Source organism: Psychrobacter sp. UBA5136 (assembly GCF_002414005.1).
Lineage (GTDB): Bacteria > Pseudomonadota > Gammaproteobacteria > Pseudomonadales > Moraxellaceae > Psychrobacter.
The window spans coordinates 32,571-51,768 of record NZ_DHYG01000067.1; the positions used below are offsets into that span (position 1 = coordinate 32,571).

Genomic DNA, 19,198 nt, shown 5'->3' on the forward strand with positions numbered 1-19,198 from the left:
TTATACTGCTACTGAGAAGATTCTGGCATAGCTTCGTGATGATGGCTATTCATTTCTTGCTCATCTGTCATATGGTTCATACTGCGATTCATGTCGTGAGCCGCATTAGATTCCATATTATGCATACTGTGATCCATCGTATTATTCATATCATTCATGTCATGCGTAACAGGCGTCATCTCGTGATTCATGTGGTTCATATTATGATGGGCTGTGGTCGCTGTTGCTTCAGAGGAATCATCGCCATCTGCCATCATAGCAGAGTGGCTGTCATGATTCATTTGTCCGTGCTGATGACCAGCGCCGCCGTGCCCACCATGCAGGCTAGACATTGCGATAGGAGCAAAAGCAACCGCTAAGCCAGATACAACCATGATAGCGCCATTAATTTGTCTTAAACGCATGCGGCCAATGTGCTTTCGCAACCAACCAACTGTTTCATGGGTAGCAACTAACATCGGTACGGTTCCTAAACCAAAAACAAACATCAATACCGCGCCGCCTAGTGGGTTGTGCGCAACAACGGCAATCAGTAGAGCGCCATAAACCAAACCGCAAGGTAGAAAGCCCCATAACAGGCCTGCTGCTAAGGCGCGTGGAAAGGTATTCAGCGGAAAAACTTTTTGTCGCAGCGGGCTGAGAAACTGCCAAAAGCGCATACCGACGCGCTCAAGCTTGGCCAAAAATGGGGCGCCCAGCATCGTGACCCCAACAAACACCAGTACCAAGCCGAGTAAAATACGCGGTATATTATTGCTGGTCATTAAAGGTGCAAGTACAGTTGTACCAACTAATCCAGCGATTAGACCCAAAAATGCATAACTGCTTAAGCGCCCGAAATGATAAGTGGCTATCAAAGCGCGGCGTTTAGCAGGGCTTACATCTTTCATCGATAAACTAAATGCCGCGACCAGACCGCCGCACATACCTAAACAATGCGGTGAACCAAAAAATCCCATAAATAATGCCGCAACAAGTAAAGCTGTGGTCATGGGGCGTAACTCCTAAAATGAGGAAAGAGCGGACTTGCCTTAACATTTTATTTAACGAAAAGAGTTAAGGTAAACACGCATAAGTGAGATAGAAAAGGCTGCATTTTTGCGTCTTTATTTGTCGTTATCTGTTTGTTTAACCGTTGCGATATCCGCGTGAGTTGAATCACTATTAGACGTATCAACAATGCTGTTATCAACCATACCCTTATCAATACTGACATCGACCTTGTCATTTGCAGCCGTATCATTGGTTTGAGGCGCCTGTTCGCTAAGCTCATGAGCTTGAATTATCTGCCGACGTTCTTGACGGTCATCCAAAATTATACGCTGTGAGGCGTTGTCTAAATCTTCAAATTGGTTTGATTTGACCGCATAGCGCACTGCCCAAATGGCGACCACGAACAGCATTAAGCTTAAGGGAATTAATAAAAACATACTGAGCATGGCAAACCTCTTAAATAGCCGTTTCTTATATTATACACTTATCGCAAGTGCCATAAATGGTCTATAGCGTCCAATGGTGAGCGGGCAGATAAAGCCACAGTAAGATAAATGTGGCAATGGCAGGTTAGTACAGTCAGTTCAAGATAAAATCGATACGTTAACCGTTATATGCAACTGGGATAAATTTTCCTTGATTGTTGCTATCACAGAGGCTACGAAAAAAAATTTATCCCAGTTGCCTCTATATCTGTTTTAAAGTGAATCCACGATAGCTTTCAAATTGACGCTATTCAGTAGGCGTCTTGACGACGTTGCCTCTAGGGGTTAACAGCTGCTGCGAGGTCACATCGTTGGCATGACGACAGTTTGCTTGCGGGCGTATCACATCACGTAAGTAAGCGGCGATTTCATAAACCGCGCGCCGCGAATGGCTTAAATTTTGCGCCGGCTCCATCCAATCGCGCTGCACCGGTAAAGGAGCATTGATCGGTGTGCTATTGATACCGTTTAGGGCAAACTGCCTTCTTGCTCGCGCCATATGGTAGCTATCAGTGATAAGATAAACATGATACAGAGGAATACGCTTGGCGGTAAAACGGGCATTTTCGCAGGTATTCATGCTGGCATTTTCGCTAATCAAACCATCAATACCATGGTCGATAAGCCATTGACCGAGCCAAGGCGCCTCAGCACCACTGAGGACGATAGGCAGCGGCAAATCGTGATAGGCAGTTGCCGCCGTACGAGCGCGATTGAGACTATAGCTATTGAGGATAGTTTGATTGTTATTGTCATTGGTCAGACCGCCGCCTAAGACCACATAAGCAGTTGGCGGAGAGCTCATGGCGGCTGGCGGCACTTTTGGCAAAGGTAAATGACCCAAGATATACACTACCGCTTGTGAAAATAGCGGGGTAAATAAACTGATAAGGACGAGAATAACCGCCGTTGAGCCAAGTAAAAAGGTGGCATTGATAATACGAAACAGCTTTATCATCCGCTCAGCTGAACGTAAGTAAGAGCGCCATAAGCGCCTAGACCATGATCGCTTAGACCACATGCTCATCATATCCGATAGAGCCGTCAGCATTTACCCACACTGGCTCGCGCGACAATTGAATCGCATATTTTTTATATACAATAGCCGCGATATGCTGCTGCGCCTTTGCCACATCTGCTTGCGTTGCTTGATATGGGCTGTGATTGGTCAGCACCAACGCTTGCTGTTGATGGGTGACAATCGGTGCCAGACCATGACCCTTCAGTCCAGCCTGTTCAATTAACCAACCAGCTGCAACTTTAACTGTGGCGTCAGGCATTGGATAGCCAACGATGCTAGGATGAGCCGCTTGTAGCGCGGTAAATTGCGCTTGCGGAATAATAGGGTTTTGAAAAAAACTGCCGCAATTGGGGAGCTGTTTGGGGTCGGGCAGCTTTTGCTGGCGAATATCGATAATTGCCTGCATGACGTCAGCGGGAGTAGGCTGACTGCGCCCTTGCTCTCTAGCATAGCGCTGCGCAACCGTTTGCACATCGCCATAGCTGGCAAGGATTCTGCTAGCATCAGTATGTAAACGAAAACCCACGCGGCTGATTAGCCACGTATTAGGCGCGCGTTTAAAAATACTGTCGCGATAGCCAAATTCGCAGTCTGCTGCTGTTAGATGATGCCAAGTTTGGGTTGGCAGGTGATAAGCCCGTACGTACTGCAGGCAATCTTCTAATTGCACACCATAAGCGCCAATATTTTGTATGGGCGCCGCGCCCGTCAGGCCCGGTATCAATGCCAGATTTTCAAGTCCATACCAACCTTTAGCCACCGTATGCAGCACCAAGTCATGCCAGTTTTCACCCGCCATTACCTCGATATCGACGTGACGGTCTGTCTGCGCAGTCACAGTGACACCGCGCATTTGCGGACGTAAGACGATAGTGTTTAATTGCGCCGGTAATAGAACATTGCTGCCGCCCGAGAGTACAAATAACGGCTTATTAGACGCCTCTTTTACATAGTTTGCCATAAAGGCATCAAGTTGCGCCTCATCCGTTAGCATGACGACCTCATCTGCTATACATGACAGAGCCATAGTATTGCTATGGGACAAATCATTATGGGACAAATCGGCTGACTGAACTTGCGGTAAGTCATCCGCTAGTTTGGTTGATGTCGTAGGTTGTGCATTAGAATCGAGGCGTAAAGCTGAGGTCATAACATAGCCTATGGGGCAAATAAACAAAAAGTAATGCGGCGTTTATTATAAAGGATACAGGGCGTAAAGGTGCAGAAATATAACGCTTTATCGCTAAGCGGTTTTCCAGCTTTCAATCCAAGCTTGGGCACTAGATTCGATCCGTTCAATCACTTCTTCAAAATCATCGGCGTCGCCTTGATAAGGATCTGGCACATCATCGCCGCCGTAAGTCGGATCTTCTTCGCTAAATAGCGCCAGTTTGGCAAGTTTGCCCTCTGTATCGCTGATGCTGTCTTTGATGGCTTTTAGGTCGGCTAAGTTTTGCGCATCCATCGCCAAAATCAAATCAAAATTGCGGAAGTCATCAGCGCTTACTTGGCGCGCGACCAATTTACTGATGTTATAACCATGGGCTTTGGCATGGCGCTGCGCACGTTCGTCTGGCGCATGACCGATGTGCCAGTCTCCCGTCCCTGCCGAATCCACTTTCATCGCCAGTCCAGCAATCGCTGCTTGCTGACGGAAAATCTCTTCGGCAGTTGGGGAGCGGCAAATATTGCCCAAACAAACCACTAGAACAGAGGAAGGAGTAGACGCTTTAATTGGCATATAATGACCTTTTATCACAACAAAAAAACATGCTATCAAGACCAGCATGGTTAATGCGGTTGCTTAGCATGTTATCGAGTAAATTAATGGGCTGTCAGCGTAACGGTTAATACGGTGAATGGCAAGGGTAGAGGTAAAACAACAGGGTCACGCTAGGCAGTCAATGATAGCAAGCTGCTAAAGCAGTCAATAATAGCAAGCTGTTAAACCTCGCAGCCTTTAGTCTTGCTTGCTTTTAAAGCGCTGCAAATCACGACGCTCTTTTTTATTGGGTTTATTATCAGGACGGGCAAGATTGGCAAGTTTGCGCTGTTCGGCATAATAGGCGCGGCGCTCTACGCTTTCCTCAGTCTCAGAATACAGCACTTGGGCGGCCGTCGCGTTACCACGCTGTGCGCTTAGCGCTTCGACAATCACTGTTTTTTCAGTCATCGCGGTGGCTGAGCCTTGGCGAATACTGAGTTCATCACCAACGGCAATCTCTTTACTGGTTTTTACGCGGCTCCCAGCGTAATGGACGCGTCCGCTCTCGATGGCTTCTTTAGCAAGGGTGCGGGTGCGATAAAAGCGTGCGGCCCATAACCATTTATCAAGCCGCATACGCACCGTATCTGGTTGGCTATGGCTCGGCTGATTGTGGTTTTTATTGTGTTTACTCATCAAAACCTCATAAATATCAATAAACTAAGATAATAATGGTGGTTTTTTTGGGAATTAAAAGAGCGCTAAGCGATTAAAGTCATTAAAAAGCGGCTCGTATAGATAAATAGAAAGTTTAAAGCCAATAAGACCTCGGTACATGCCATAGGACCCTCAATATTAGTAAGCGGCCAATTTTAGTTAAATAAGCCGCTTACCCTATGTTGTCATTGTGCTGTCATCGTTATTGCTAAAAATTTGTTTTTAGAGTTTGTTTTAAAAACCTACTTTAAAAACAACTGATAGCCGATATTGCCATTGAGCATGGTGCAGTCATAACCAATATCAAGAAGCGCATCTTGTAGCTGGCGAGAGTTGCCCTCAGAGGCTTGTAAGCCAACCAATACACGACCTTCAGCGGCACCATGATTGCGATAATGGAATAAGGTAATATTAAAGTCATCGCCCAGTTTTTCTAAGAAAGTTAGCAGTGCGCCCGGACGTTCTGGGAAAACCACACTTAATAACTGCTCATTTTCGACATGGGCATGACCGCCAATCAAATAACGAATATGAGATTTGGCAATATCATCATCGGTTAAATCATGTGCTTGATAGCCATCGGCTGCCAACTGGGCGCTAATCGTTTGACGCTCTTTCTCGCCTTCTTTTAGAGCGATACCGACAAATATTGACGCAGGCTCCATCGAGTCTGGCGATTTTTTACTATCAGCGCGGTAGTTAAACTCAGTGATGTTACGGCCATGCAGGCTGCGGCAGAAGTTTAAGAAAGCGCCCGTTTGCTCAGGAATGGTCACGCCAAAGATCGCTTCTTTTTTCTCACCAATCTCCGTACGCTCAGCGATATAGCGCAGACGGTCAAAGTTCATGTTGGCGCCGCAGATGATACCAACGCAGTTTTTACCTTGTAAATTATTGGCTTCAATATATTTTTTCATGCCCGCAACGGACAAGGCGCCGGCAGGTTCAACGATGCTACGGTTTTCTTCAAAGATATCCTTTACTGCCGCGCAGACTTCATCGTTTGTACAGGTAACAACGTCAGTCTCGACTAAGGGACCTGAGGCATCGCTTTTTTGCATCCGTACGACCTCAAAAGGCAATTCGCCAATTTGGGCAACGGCCACGCCATCAACGAATAAGCCAACTTGCTTAAGCTTGACGCGCTCATTGGCTTCAAGTGCCGCTTTAAGAGAAGCGGATTGTTCTGCTTCGACCGCGATGACTTTAACATGCGGCGCTACTTCACCTAGAAATGCCGCCACGCCAGCAACCAAACCACCGCCGCCCACCGCAACGAAAACATAATCCATGTTGCGCCACTGCTGGGTTAATTCCAGACCAATAGTGCCTTGTCCGGCAATGACCAATTCATCATCATAAGGCGGAATAAAGGTTAAGCCCTCCGTCTCAGCACGATTGATTGCATAGCGATTTGCTTCATCAAAGCTGTCGCCATGCAAATCGACGTTACCGCCCAGCGCGCGTACCGCATCGACTTTAATATCCGGTGTGGTGGTTGGCATCACAATGATGTTATTCAAGTCAAGCTTACGGGCAGAGTAGGCAACACCTTGCGCATGATTACCTGCCGAAGCACAAATGACGCCGCGCGCTTTTTGCGCATCGCTCAACTGGCTAATACGATTATACGCACCGCGCAATTTAAAGGATTTAACCGGTTGCAAATCTTCGCGCTTAAATCGAATATCATTGGCAAAACGCTGGGTCAGCTTTGGAGCAGCTTCAAGTGGTGTTTGAATGGCAACGTCATAAACGGTGGCTTGCAAGATGGCTCGTACCCAGTGTGACAGCATAATGATTCCTAAACAGTGTGAAGATAAATGAAAAAGTGCAAATGGTTTAAAAGTAGGTATTTATAACTAGCCAGCTACATAAGATAAGTAGCTATAAATCGCCATAAACCAAGCACAAAAACGAAATAGATTAGCCTATGCTGATTTTCACTATCTTGCAAGACACAATTGCAAATTTGTGGGGACTGCGCAGTAGGGAGTTTTTGTAATGATTGCAATGAGAAGAGATAATGAGTATTTAGAATAGGATTTACGCTAACATCCTATAAAGCCATCGGTTATAATAAGCGCGCATTTTACTTCTTTTATCGTTTTACCTGTCTCAAAGTGATACGTTTATTTTTCCAAGGATTTATGATGAGTGATCAGCAAGCACAAAAGCAAGCCGCAGCCAAAGCTGCCCTCCGCTATATCGAAGATGACATGATACTTGGGGTAGGGACGGGCAGTACGGTCAACTGTCTGATTGAGCTGCTGCCGACGTTAAGACTTGCTGGCGCGGTTGCAAGCTCACAGGTCACCGAAGATAAGCTGCGCGCCTTGGGTATCGACATCGTCGATTTAAACTTTGCCGGTCAGCTTGATGTTTATATCGATGGCGCTGATGAGGTAAATGAGCATTTGCAATTGATTAAAGGTGGCGGCGGCGCGCTAACGCGTGAAAAAATAGTCGCCGCAGCGTCCAATAAGTTTGTTTGCATGGTTGATGAAAGCAAAAGTGTGCAATGCTTGGGGCGCGAGTTTCCCGTACCGATTGAAGTGCTACCGCAGGCGCGCTCGTATGTGGCAAGGCAGCTAGCCCGATTAGGCGGTGAGCCTGTTTATCGTGAAGACTTTGTCACTGATTATGGCAATGTGATTTTAGATACCTATGATTTGGATGTGAGTAATCCGTTAGCGTTTGAGCAAGAGTTAAATAATATCGTTGGTGTGGTTTGTAATGGAATTTTTGCCGCCAACCAAGCCGATGTATTGCTTAGAGCGGGCAATGATGGCGTGACGACTTTGACGCGATAAATTGTAAATGGATTAGGTTTACGCTAAATAAAGCCGTAATCAATAAACCGTAAACCATAAAAAAGGCAGGGCATTAAAATATGCGCTGCCTTTTTTGTATCTGTTAATTTTATACCTACTGGTTTAGCAAAATCTCAAGTTGTGCTTTTTAACAGCTTATAGTCGATGCTAAATAAAATAAATACATTATTTAATAACGCGAGACTGGGGTAAATTTTTCTTGTTTGCTGTGCCTACGTCAACAGAGGCTGCAAAAAATTCATCCCAGCCTCGCTGTATCTTTTTCACATTAGAGTACTATATTTTTAGGCAGGTAGCTTAATTTTGTCTTTTAATAAAAATTCCATCAAGGCTTTTTGCGCATGTAAGCGGTTTTCCGCTTCGTCCCAAACCACTGAGCGCGGATCATCGAGCATATCGTGGGAGATTTCTTCGCCGCGATGCGCAGGCAAGCAGTGCATAAACACCACTTCAGGGTCGGCTTTATCAAGCAGTGATGGCGTGACTTGATAGGGCGCAAAACGACGGGCGCGAGTGTTTTGTTCGGACTCTTGTCCCATGCTTGCCCATACATCGGTGACGATTAAGTTTGAATCTTTTGCTGCCTCTTGTACATCTTCGACCAAGCTCACGCAATGCGAGAAGCGTTTCATCAGCTCAGGGTCAGGCTCAAAACCGTAGGGCGCGGCGACGCGTAGCTCAAAGCCAAACTGATTGGCGGCTTGCATGTAGGAGGCGCACATATTGTTGCCATCACCAACCCAAGTAACGATTTTATTTTCGATACTGCCGCGATGCTCATAATACGTCTGCATATCGGCAAGCAGCTGGCATGGATGGAATTCGTCGGTTAGGGCGTTGATAATAGGAACGCTTGAGTATTCAGCAAAGGTTTCAACTTTTTCGTGCCCAAAGGTACGAATCATAATGATATCGACCATGCTTGAGATAACGCGAGCGGAGTCTTCTAGCGGCTCACCGCGACCAAGCTGGGTGTCATTTGGTGATAAAAAGATAGCACTGCCGCCAAACTGACCCATGCCAGTCTCAAATGAGATACGCGTACGGGTGGATGATTTCTCAAAAATCATACCAAGCGTGCGCCCAACAAAGGGCTGATAAATCTCGCCAGCGTGTTGCATTTTGCGCAATTCACAAGCGCGTTTGATGAGGTTTTCTAGTTCTTGTTTGGTTAAATCAGATAAGGTCAAAAAATGGCGCAAACTCATAGTAATCCTAGCAGTCGATCACAATCGATGAAAAATGTTACGTTGTCAGTCAGCAATCATATCGCGTCAATGCATGTACTGGGGCGACAACAAACTTTTAGTATAGCGCAATTGGGCTTAATGTAAATGTCCAATTTGCCATGCTTCAGCAGTGCTTCGCCCGTTTGGCAAACCGTCCTTACCTTACACTCTAGCGATTATGACTCTGCCATTTTTCGATTTGGCCGCGCGCTTAGGCGGCATAGCAGCTCATAGCTAATCGTACCAGCATGGGCGGCGACTTCATCGACGTGCGGCGCATCACCCCACAATATCACCTTGCTATTTAAAGCCGCACTTTCTGGAACAGCGCTGACATCAATGACAATCATATCCATGGCTACTCGTCCGATTACCGCGCATGGATAGCGTTGGTAATTTTTGGCATCGATGACTAAAACGTAAGCATTATTATCAATCACCCGTGGATAACCATCGCCATATCCGATACTGACCAATGCCGTTTTAGTATTTTGCGCAGCTGTCCAGCGGCTGCCATAGCCGATGCCGTCACCCGCGTTGACCGTTTGTAGCGCAATAATCTGCGCGCTAAATTCCATCGCTGGCTGTAAGTCCAAATCATGGGCGCTTTTGTCAATGACAGGTGTACTGCCGTAGAGCATGATGCCCGGACGTACCCAATCGTGATGATGCTCGGGGAAATTGACAATACCCGCCGAGTTGCACAAAGAGCCTTTTATATCGCTGCTGATGGTTTCTCTTAAAATATGCAGCATATCGTTAAAGCGCTGGATTTGAATGGTGTTTAGTGGATGATTTTGGTCATCGGCATTGGCAAAATGGGTGGTCAAAATAAGCTGATAACCGGCTTCGTGCAAGCGTTTGGCTGCTGGAATAAGCGTTTGGTCGTTAAAGCCTAGACGGTTCATGCCAGTATTGTATTTCAGCCAAACCACTCGAGTGGCGCTAGTAGCAGGCGGAGTATTTTCTAATGCCCATATCAGTTGCGGCTCATGATGAATCACGCAGCTAATATCGTGCTGGATCGCTAGCTGCCACTCATCCTTGGTAAATGCGCCCTCAATAAGTCCGATGGTTTTATGCCAGCCCAATTGCCGCGCTTCCAATGCTTCCATCAAGGTTGCAATACCGATACCATCTGCCTGTTGCTCACCATTTTGCAATGCTGGCAAGACGGCTGCGACGCCATGACCGTAAGCATTGGCTTTGACCATAGCCAGAACTTTGGATTTTGGCGCCAGTTTTTTAACTTGAGCCAAATTATGAGTGATGGCGGCTGGCTTAATTGTAATGGTACGCATAATGGCCTTCTTTATTAGCAAAGTTATTTTTATTAGTAAAACGGTTTAATCAATCAAATGGTTTTACGAGTCACGTGGTAAAGCAATAAAGCCAGTGCGTCATCAATTTGGCTGATGACGCACTGGCTAGTTTTATGGGTAATTGCTGATTAAGCGTAACGTTCGTTTGGTTTATTCTTTACTCAGCCGATTACTCATCATTTTCAAAGCTGACGTTTTGATAGTATTCTGGCGTCAAGTTGATAAAGCGGGTAAATTGTCCTTCAAAGCCCAAGCGTATGGTACCAATAGGGCCGTTACGCTGTTTACCAATGATGATTTCAGCCACGCCTTTGTGGTCTGAGTTTTCATTATAAACCTCATCGCGATAAATAAACATAATCAAATCGGCATCCTGCTCAATCGCACCCGACTCGCGCAAATCCGACATGATAGGGCGCTTATTAGGACGGTTTTCTAGACTGCGGTTAAGCTGTGATAAAGCGATGACGGGGCAGCCAAGCTCGCGAGCCAAGGCTTTTAAGCTGCGAGAAATCTCCGAGATTTCACCCACGCGGTTGCCGTCAAGGCTCGGTACTTTCATTAATTGTAGATAATCGACGACGATAGCACCAAGTTTGCCGTCATGGTTTTTGGCAATACGGCGGCAGCGCGAACGCAGCTCTGATGGCGGCAGGGCCGTGCTGTCATCGATATACAAATGCTTAGATTGCAAATGCTGAATGGCATTCATCATTTTTGCCCATTCATCTTCGTTCATTTGCCCAGAACGCAGGTGCGTCTGATTAATCGCGCCCCAAGACGATAGTAAACGCATGACGATGGACTCGGCTGGCATCTCCATTGAAAATACTACCACGGGTAAATCTTCGTTAAATAAAATGCCTTCTGCCAAGTTCATCGCAAAGGTGGTTTTACCCATAGACGGACGCGCCGCAACGATAATCAAATCGCCCGCTTGTAAACCTTGGGTTTTATTGTTTAACTCAACAAATGGCGTTTGCAAGCCAATCATGCCGTCAGGGTTTGACTTTAACTCTTGAATTTTATCAATGACATTGGTCAACACCGAGGTAATACCAACGGGGCCACGTTGCTCTGCGCGCTTGTTATGCTGCTCATTAATGCTAAAAATTTTGCCCTCAACATTGTCCAAAATATCGCTGACCGTTTGGTCTTTTGGATTGTAGGCAAGGGTTAGCATCTCATTACCCGTGGTAATCAGCTGGCGCAAGGTCGAGAGTTCACGTACGCGCTGGGCGTAAGCGGTTAAGTTAAACAAGGTAGCGGGACTTTGGCTCAAAATATCGGCCAAATAGCTGTCACCGCCCGCGCTTTTTAGCAGTTTTTGTGCCTCCAACCAATCATGCACCATGACCGTATCGTAAGGTTCATTGACTGCTGCTAAATGCGCAATCGCATCAAAAATATACTGGTGCCGCCCCGCATAAAAATCGTCTTTGGTGACGATATCTGCAATTTTATCGTACGCCTCTTCAATACTCATCAAAGACGCCAACAAAGCCTTTTCAATATCGATATTGTGCGGCGGTGTCTGATTGAGTAAGTCGTCGGTTTTTTCGTTGTCTGCCATGGGTGCCTAATGTGTCAAAAGTCGGTATAAAAATGCTATAAAAAAGGTATAGATGGGTATGTGGTAAGGTTTTTATTTTAGTAATGATGCAACAAAACAAAGGCGACGCACAGTTATGATAGAGGTACCAAACGTGGTCTCAATGCTTGCTAGTAAATGCTACAATGAAAGGCGAAAGTTTAACACATTCTGCCCTTTTTTCGGACGTTATAAGTAATTATCTATAAAAACACCGTCTTTGATGAGCTAGAATGTTTAAGGTTAGACTTAACGATGAAAATTGATTTTTCTAATAAAAAATATAAATAAATCAAAATCTTAATGTCACAATAGGATGTTTTCACTATGCAAAAAAAATTGCCATTATTAATCACAACGGGTGAGCCGGCGGGTATCGGTATGGATATCGTGCTGATGCTGGCAGCTGAGGGTAAACTGCAAGATTTTGCCCGTCCAATTTGGATCACTGCCGATAGTGAAGCGATGCAGACGCGCGTAAGTGTGCTTGTCAAAGCAGGGGTATTAAAGACTTGTCCGACTTGGAAAACGGTCGATTTAGACATAGCAGCCGATAATTTTATAGAGCAAATATCACAGCAAACTGATACTAATGCTAATAATGATAATGCGTTTATTTTGCTAAATACGCCTTGTGTTGAACCAGTTGTCTGCGGGCAAATTAATACGCGCAATTCGGCGATGGTTGCCAAGCAATTGGACATCGCCCATAAGTTAGCGATCAACAAGACAGTTGCTGCTATCGTCACAGGTCCATTGCAAAAATCTGCCTTAATAGATGCCGATATTAAACTGCTCGATGGCACCATGTTTAGTGGTCATACCGAGTTTTTTATGCAGCAAAGTGGCTGTGAGAAAGTCGTGATGATGCTTGCTAATCAAGCGATGAAAGTGGCGCTTGTCACCACCCATTTAGCACTAAAAGATGTCCCTGCTGCCATCACTGCTGATAATGTACGCCAAACGGTGCAAATTGTTATTGACGATATGCACGAGAAATTTGGCTTAAGCCAGCCGCGTATATTGGTCTGTGGTCTCAATCCTCATGCAGGCGAGGGCGGGCATTTAGGCACTGAGGAAATTGAGATTATCAATCCCGTGCTGCAAGAGTTTATCAATGCAGGGGTCGATATATCAGAGGCGATGCCAGCGGATACCTTATTTACCCCAAGGCATTTGGCGAATTGTGACGCAGTGATTGCTATGTATCATGATCAAGGTTTGCCAGTGCTCAAATCGCACGGCTTTGGCGATACCGTCAATCTTACCTTGGGGTTGCCTTATATTCGTACCTCGGTTGATCATGGTACAGCGCTTGATTTAGCAGGGCGAGGGGGTGCAAGTGCGACCAGCTTATACCAAGCATTATTGATGGCTAATGAGATGGCAGATAAATCGCTTGTTAATGGACCTCTTGCATAAGTTAGTGCCTTAGCGGCATTTGTCACGCAGTATTGATTGGGCAACTTTAGTGTGAATGATGGCTATTTATGAGTCATTAGACACGGTCTAATAAAAGTGATTCCCTATTAACAGTCTGTTTTAAGTAGTCTGTTAATAGGTTTAGAGGGTGAAATGACTGGTTCCCTTGGGATATACCCATATTAGAACCTTAGATTAATTTTGTATGCGCACATTATTTCTGTTATGTCAATAATGTATAGGACGAACGGCATATTTAATGGTTTAAACGGTTTTTTCTAGGGTATATTAATAAACTTTTGTTAATCAGTAAATTAGGAAAAAAGCCCTATTTCTAGTAATGAAATAAATATTTTCCTTTAATATCATATACTTGTTAATTAATGAAAATAGATAAGTTATTACCAATGTTTACTTATTTATATATTTTAAGTAAAATACCTTGATCTAAAGTTACAAATATAATTTCGAGGGTAATAACTATGAAAAAGATTTTATTAGCGATTCCATTATTAGTATTAGCAACTTCTACTGCTTTTGCAGCTGATGGTACTATTACAATCAATGGTCAGGTAACAGACAAGACTTGTACGGTTAATAGCGCACAAGGTAAAGATTTCACAGTCACACTTCCTACGGTTTCTCAGCAAGTATTAGCAAACACTGGTGATGTTGCAGGTCGCACGCCATTTACTATTAATCTGACTGATTGTACAGCTGGTAGTAAAGTTGCGACTTATTTCGAGCCCGGTGCAACTGTTGATTTCAATACTGGTCGTTTAAACAACGCGACTGGAACAGCCACTAATGTTCAGGTCCAATTGCTAGGTTCAAACAATGCTGTTATTCCAGTATTAGCTGCAGGTGCTGGTGGTGTACAGACTAACTCACAATTAGTAGATGTAAGCAGTGCTGGTTCAGCAGATCTTAACTACTATGCACAGTACTATGCTACTGGTGCTTCAACTCCTGGTAGTGTTGCAACAACTGTAAAATATACAATTATTTATCAGTAATCTTTTACTAGATTAAAAAGAGCTAGGAGAAGTAACAGGCCTAGCTCTTTTTTTTAATTTTAGGTAGAGAGAAATTTATGTCTGTAAAACAGCTGTTTTATAAAATCTGTTTAATCACACTTCTAACACCTATCAGTTTAGTTCATGCAGAAATTATTATTCATGGGACACGTGCGGTTTATCCTTCTGATGCGCGTGAGGTTACGCTGCAATTAAGTAATGATGGAAAAAACCCCTCTTTGGTCCAAGTATGGATTGATGAAGGTGATCCAAATTCAACCCCTGATCAATCAAAAGCGCCTTTTATTCTTACGCCACCTATTTCACGTGTGGAGGGGGAAAAAAGTCAATTTATACGTATCATGAGTTTGCCTACCGTGAATACATTAAGTAAGACAGAAGAAAGCTTGTTTTGGTTAAACGTATTAGATATACCACCAAAACCTTCAGCACAAGACAAAACAGCAGCTCCTGATAATTTCTTACAATTAGCTGTTCGCTCACGTATCAAGTTGTTTTATCGTCCTAGCGGTATAAAACAAGATGTTGTTCTAGCTCCTGAAAAAATTCAGTGGAGCAGCACAGGTTCTAATCTCCTAGCCAAAAATCCAACTCCTTTTTATATAACAATCACCTCTATTACCCAAGAGAACGCAGGCAAAACCATTGATATTTTGTCAGAAGGATTGATGCTAAAGCCTTTTTCTGAACAGAGCGTTCTATTAAAAAGCTCTAATACACAAAATATGACGTTTACCACCATTAATGATTATGGCGGAAGAGTCACTCATAAGATTAAGTAAGTCTTGTTTTTATTATTCAAATTGAGTCATCTCAAAGAGAAATTATATTTTCAATAAAGTGGCCGTGTTATGAAACACACCTTGCATATTTCTAAAAATATTAAGCAGCATCTTAAATGCTGTTTGGCGTATTGTGTGATCACTCTTGGCATAACCACATTGGCATCAGCCAGTGATATTGAAAATGGACCTACTGAAAAAATAGCTGAATTTAACTCAGATTTCCTAATCGGTGAAGCTAAAAACATCGACATTAAACGTTTTACATATGCTAATGCGATCTTACCAGGTGATTACAACGTAGATGTCTATATCAATGGTAACTGGTTTGGCAAGCATCAAATAGCGTTCAAAAATACGGAAGATAATAAAAGTGCATATACCTGCTTTTCCTCAAAACAATTGCTTGAATATGGTATAAAAGCAGAGGTTATTAAAGAAAGACTGGCAGTCAATAATAAAAACTGTCAACAGCTGGGTGAATGGGTTCAGGATTCTTTTTATGAGTTTGACTCCTCAAAGTTAAGATTTGATATCTCGATTCCACAAATTGCCATGGAAAGAAATGCACAAGGGTACGTTGACCCTAGTGTTTGGGATCGTGGTATTGATGCTGCATTTGTCTCGTACAATGCGAGCGCCTATAAAGCTCATAATAAAATAGAAAATAGCGAAGACAATACCAATGCGTTTGTATCATTAAGTACAGGTGCAAATTTTGCAGACTGGCAATTTCGTCACAATGGTCAGTGGAAGTGGGAGGATGAGACTGAGAGCAAAGACACTCAATCAACTTATGACGCTATTAGTACTTATGCTCAGCGAGCATTTCCTCAGTATAGAGGTGTATTAACGCTTGGTGATAGCTTTACCAATGGTGAGGTATTCAACTCATTTGGTTATCGTGGTGCAGAATTTTCTAGTGATGACCGCATGCTACCCAATAGTATGCTTGGCTATGCACCAAGAATTCGAGGTAATGCTCAAACCAATGCTAAAGTTGAAATTCGTCAGCAAGGTCAACTAATCTACCAAACTACCGTTGCTGCTGGAAGCTTTGAGATTAATGATCTATATCCTACCGGTTATGGTGGAGAGCTAGAAGTCTCTATTCTAGAAGCTAATGGCGATATTCAGAAATACGCAATTCCTTATGCGTCAGTCGCACAAATGTTGCGTCCAGGTATGAGTCGTTATTCAGTCATGACGGGGCAATTTCGTGACACTGATATAGATATGAATCCGTTTATTGTTCAAGGTCAATATCAACGGGGTGTTAATAATCGTATAACGGCTTATGGGGGCTTTCAAGGATCAGAAGATTATACGGCGTTGACGTTAGGTAGTGCATTTGCCACACCAATAGGGGCAGTTGCTTTAGATATGACGCACTCTCAAGCAAATTTTGATCGTCGTGATAAAGAGGTAGGACAAAGTTACCGCCTCAGTTACAGTAAGCTCATTACACCAACAGATACTAACTTAACCTTGGCCGCATATCGTTATTCAACAGAAAATTATTATAATCTGCGTGATGCCTTACTGGCTCAAGAATTAGAAAAAAAGGGCATAAGCTCTAAATACTATGGTAAACAGCGTAGCGAACTTCAAATAACGTTAAATCAGGGGTTGCCTAATGATTGGGGGAATCTCTATGCGACTGGGTCTTGGGTAGATTACTGGGATCGTGAAGAAACCACCAAACAATATCAGGTCGGTTATAGTAATAACTATCGGAATTTGAACTATGGGGTGTCAGCCATTAGAAGAATGGTAGAAAATAGTTCGACAAGTAGGAGTGAGAACGATACTGAATACCTGTTAACATTATCATTACCACTTTCTTTTAAACGTAATTCTATAAATGTAAATTCATCGCATACTCAAGATAATACCACCGTCGGCATGAGTGGAGTAATAGGCGATCGATTTAACTATGGCGCTTCAGTATCAACAGACTATAAAGACAGCTCAAGCTTCAATACCAACGTACAATACCGTACCAACGTTACTACCTTAGGTGGCTCATACAGTACTTCAGATCAGTACGAACAAGTATCATTAACGGCAAGAGGCAATATTGTTGCTCACTCTGAGGGTGTACTTTTTGGACCAGACCAAGGCCAAACCATGGTTTTAGTATATGCTCCTGACGCTACAGGCGCTAAAGTCAATAATACCAACGGTTTAACCATTAATAAATCAGGCTATGCCGTGATCCCCTATGTCACCCCTTATCGTTTAAATGAAATTGTTTTAAACCCTGAGAATATGTCATTAGATGTAGAGCTGGATGGCAGTAGTCAACGCATTGCGCCTTATGCCGGATCAATCTCAAAAGTTAATTTTGTGACCAAGTCAGGAAAAGCACTTTATATTAGAAGTTTAGATGCCAAAGGGGAGACATTGCCTTTTGCATCTGAAGTATTCGACTCAAAAGGTGAGTATGTGGGTATGGTTGCTCAAGGCAGCTTAGTGTATCTACGCACCAACACTCTGGCTGATACAGTGACAGTAAAGTGGGGAGAGACACAAGATGCGCAATGCAAGATACAATATGATGTCACCGCTCAGTCATCAAAGAATGAGAAAAATATGCTGATGTTAGAAGGTTTATGCCAATGAGCTCTAGACTATTAAATAGTTTTTTCTTGCTAATGAGCTGTGTTTTAAGTTCAGAGGTATATGCAAGGTGTACGGCCGACTGGGGCTTTACACCTATTGATATCAGTATGAATGTAGGCAGAGTCGTTGTTAGACCGAGCGATCCCGTTGGAACGGTCTTGCGACGCGCTTCTTTTCCTGTTACCCCTAATGGTTCTAAGATTAGTTGCAATATTTTCGGAGGGACAATACAAGCCGTTCTTTCACAAACCCCTTCGTTAAGCCCAGCAGGTGGTGATTCTGTTTATAACACTAATATTAAAGGTATAGGAATTCGTTTGTACAGAGATGCTGGAAATGGCTCAGATTTTTCCGGCTACTATCCCTACAGCAAAGCGTTGTCAGGCGGTACGCTTCTCAGAGATAAGACCTATACACTAGGCGAAGGTTTTTTTGTTGTTGAGATCATTAAAACGGCTGCTTCAACAGGATCGGGCGCTTTGACTGCAGGTAGGTACAGTAGTTATCATTCGCGTGACGATGTAAATAATCCTTTTTTGACAAGTACAGTGTACGGTAATGCTATTACAATTGCTTCATCCTCATGTGAGCTATTAGGAGAGCCTAATAAGACTGTGCAACTACCTACTGTCAATAAATCTGGATTTAAAGGTGTTGGCTCTACACAAGGTACTCAGGCTTTTGATCTAAACTTTTTATGTAATGGTGGTGAAAATTTAACAGCCTATGTACAGAGCAATAAAATTAGTTTGAATTTTGACTATACGCTAGCACCTAATACAACGAATGTGTTGGCTAACAATGCGCCTGCATCAACCCGAGCGAAAGGTGTCGGTATTCAACTAAAGACAAACTATAACAATGTCAGTAAAGTAATTGTAAAAAACGAAAAACTTGCATTGGGAACTGTTAAGTCGAATCAAAACATTCAATACAATGTTCCGCTAGATGCAAGCTACTATCAAACAGATGCCATTATTACACCAGGAAAGGTGAGCTCAGTGGCGACTGTGACTATTGAGTATGAGTAATTTGAATTATTAAAGTATAATTTTTTTCGTAACTGACGCTATTCCTATAATAGCGCTTATGATACACAAAAATGATGATTTAAAAGCTCAATGTATGTACACAACGAAGTACACCGCGCCTATTTTATTTATCTAAAATGTTGATACTATTAGCCTACAGCCAAACATTCAAGTCCTCACTAGGGAACCATGCTCATTCTCATAATCGTCGTTATAATAAAGGATTTTAGAACAAAAAAAGCAATGTGTCGGTTGTGATAAGGTATGGGTAGTTTATTAATAAAATATCTCAAAAATACAGTGTAATTATGAGCTGTGCTATAATTTCGTATTACAAAGCCAGCAAATAAAAGCGCATATAAATCCAGCACATTGCTGCCATAGCGCGATAGCCCATTTATCTT

At 43.4% G+C, this 19,198-nt stretch carries 16 protein-coding genes; 6 read left to right on the forward strand and 10 right to left on the reverse strand.

Features of this window, described 5'->3' with window-relative positions:
- Nucleotides 1-8: 8 nt before the first annotated feature.
- The 7 genes from B4240_RS11245 to ilvA all read right to left on the reverse strand — a co-directional run bounded on the left by B4240_RS11245 (nt 9) and on the right by ilvA (nt 6,717).
- On the reverse strand, nt 9-992 hold the full coding sequence (locus B4240_RS11245) for a sulfite exporter TauE/SafE family protein (RefSeq protein ID WP_296239258.1): 984 nt from the start codon (nt 990-992) through the stop codon (nt 9-11).
- 114 nt (nt 993-1,106) lie between these two features.
- Nucleotides 1,107-1,439, reverse strand: a complete 333-nt coding sequence (ccoS, locus tag B4240_RS11250) for a cbb3-type cytochrome oxidase assembly protein CcoS (RefSeq protein WP_296239260.1) — start codon at nt 1,437-1,439, stop codon at nt 1,107-1,109.
- A 286-nt stretch (nt 1,440-1,725) separates the two neighbouring features.
- Nucleotides 1,726-2,499: a YdcF family protein gene (locus B4240_RS11255; RefSeq protein ID WP_296239261.1), complete on the reverse strand. Its 774-nt coding sequence runs from the start codon at nt 2,497-2,499 to the stop codon at nt 1,726-1,728.
- Nucleotides 2,489-3,649: a UDP-N-acetylmuramate dehydrogenase gene (murB, locus tag B4240_RS11260; protein ID WP_414707127.1), complete on the reverse strand. Its 1,161-nt coding sequence runs from the start codon at nt 3,647-3,649 to the stop codon at nt 2,489-2,491. The genes B4240_RS11255 and murB overlap by 11 nt, the downstream gene beginning before the upstream one ends.
- A gap of 93 nt (nt 3,650-3,742) precedes the next feature.
- Nucleotides 3,743-4,240: a low molecular weight protein-tyrosine-phosphatase gene (locus tag B4240_RS11265; protein WP_296239263.1), complete on the reverse strand. Its 498-nt coding sequence runs from the start codon at nt 4,238-4,240 to the stop codon at nt 3,743-3,745.
- Between the two features lie 219 nt (nt 4,241-4,459).
- Complete coding sequence (locus B4240_RS11270; protein WP_296239265.1) at nt 4,460-4,900, reverse strand: RNA-binding S4 domain-containing protein; 441 nt, start codon at nt 4,898-4,900, stop codon at nt 4,460-4,462.
- Nucleotides 4,901-5,163: 263 nt separating this feature from the next.
- Nucleotides 5,164-6,717 carry a threonine ammonia-lyase, biosynthetic gene (gene ilvA, locus B4240_RS11275; protein WP_296239267.1) on the reverse strand — a complete coding sequence of 518 codons (1,554 nt, stop codon included), beginning with the start codon at nt 6,715-6,717 and terminating at the stop codon, nt 5,164-5,166.
- A gap of 357 nt (nt 6,718-7,074) precedes the next feature.
- Here ilvA and rpiA point away from each other — a divergent pair, with 357 nt between their 5' ends.
- Complete coding sequence (gene rpiA, locus B4240_RS11280) at nt 7,075-7,734, forward strand: ribose-5-phosphate isomerase RpiA (RefSeq protein ID WP_296239269.1); 660 nt, start codon at nt 7,075-7,077, stop codon at nt 7,732-7,734.
- A 305-nt stretch (nt 7,735-8,039) separates the two neighbouring features.
- Here rpiA and argF read toward each other — a convergent pair whose 3' ends face one another.
- From argF to dnaB, 3 genes are all read right to left on the reverse strand, one after another.
- Nucleotides 8,040-8,963 (reverse strand): ornithine carbamoyltransferase, encoded by a 924-nt coding sequence (argF, locus tag B4240_RS11285; protein ID WP_296239270.1) that lies wholly within the window; start codon nt 8,961-8,963, stop codon nt 8,040-8,042.
- Between the two features lie 197 nt (nt 8,964-9,160).
- Nucleotides 9,161-10,285, reverse strand: a complete 1,125-nt coding sequence (gene alr, locus B4240_RS11290; protein ID WP_296239272.1) for an alanine racemase — start codon at nt 10,283-10,285, stop codon at nt 9,161-9,163.
- A gap of 190 nt (nt 10,286-10,475) precedes the next feature.
- The gene (gene dnaB, locus B4240_RS11295) at nt 10,476-11,879 is read right to left on the reverse strand and encodes a replicative DNA helicase (protein WP_296239274.1); all 1,404 of its coding nucleotides are present in this window, start codon (nt 11,877-11,879) and stop codon (nt 10,476-10,478) included.
- 345 nt (nt 11,880-12,224) lie between these two features.
- On the opposite strand from dnaB, the gene pdxA reads away from it, so the two are divergent.
- The 5 genes from pdxA (at nt 12,225) to B4240_RS11320 (ending at nt 18,794) form a co-directional block, all read left to right on the forward strand.
- Nucleotides 12,225-13,319, forward strand: coding sequence for a 4-hydroxythreonine-4-phosphate dehydrogenase PdxA (gene pdxA / locus B4240_RS11300; RefSeq protein ID WP_296239275.1), 1,095 nt, complete (start codon nt 12,225-12,227; stop codon nt 13,317-13,319).
- 482 nt (nt 13,320-13,801) lie between these two features.
- A complete protein-coding gene (locus B4240_RS11305) occupies nt 13,802-14,335 on the forward strand; it encodes a fimbrial protein (protein WP_296239277.1) in 534 nt (177 codons plus the stop codon).
- A 77-nt stretch (nt 14,336-14,412) separates the two neighbouring features.
- Nucleotides 14,413-15,138 carry a fimbrial biogenesis chaperone gene (locus B4240_RS11310; protein ID WP_296239279.1) on the forward strand — a complete coding sequence of 242 codons (726 nt, stop codon included), beginning with the start codon at nt 14,413-14,415 and terminating at the stop codon, nt 15,136-15,138.
- A 69-nt stretch (nt 15,139-15,207) separates the two neighbouring features.
- Complete coding sequence (locus B4240_RS11315; protein WP_296239280.1) at nt 15,208-17,763, forward strand: fimbria/pilus outer membrane usher protein; 2,556 nt, start codon at nt 15,208-15,210, stop codon at nt 17,761-17,763.
- Nucleotides 17,760-18,794 carry a fimbrial protein gene (locus B4240_RS11320; protein ID WP_414707128.1) on the forward strand — a complete coding sequence of 345 codons (1,035 nt, stop codon included), beginning with the start codon at nt 17,760-17,762 and terminating at the stop codon, nt 18,792-18,794. The genes B4240_RS11315 and B4240_RS11320 overlap by 4 nt, the downstream gene beginning before the upstream one ends.
- The last annotated feature ends 404 nt before the right edge of the window (nt 18,795-19,198 follow it).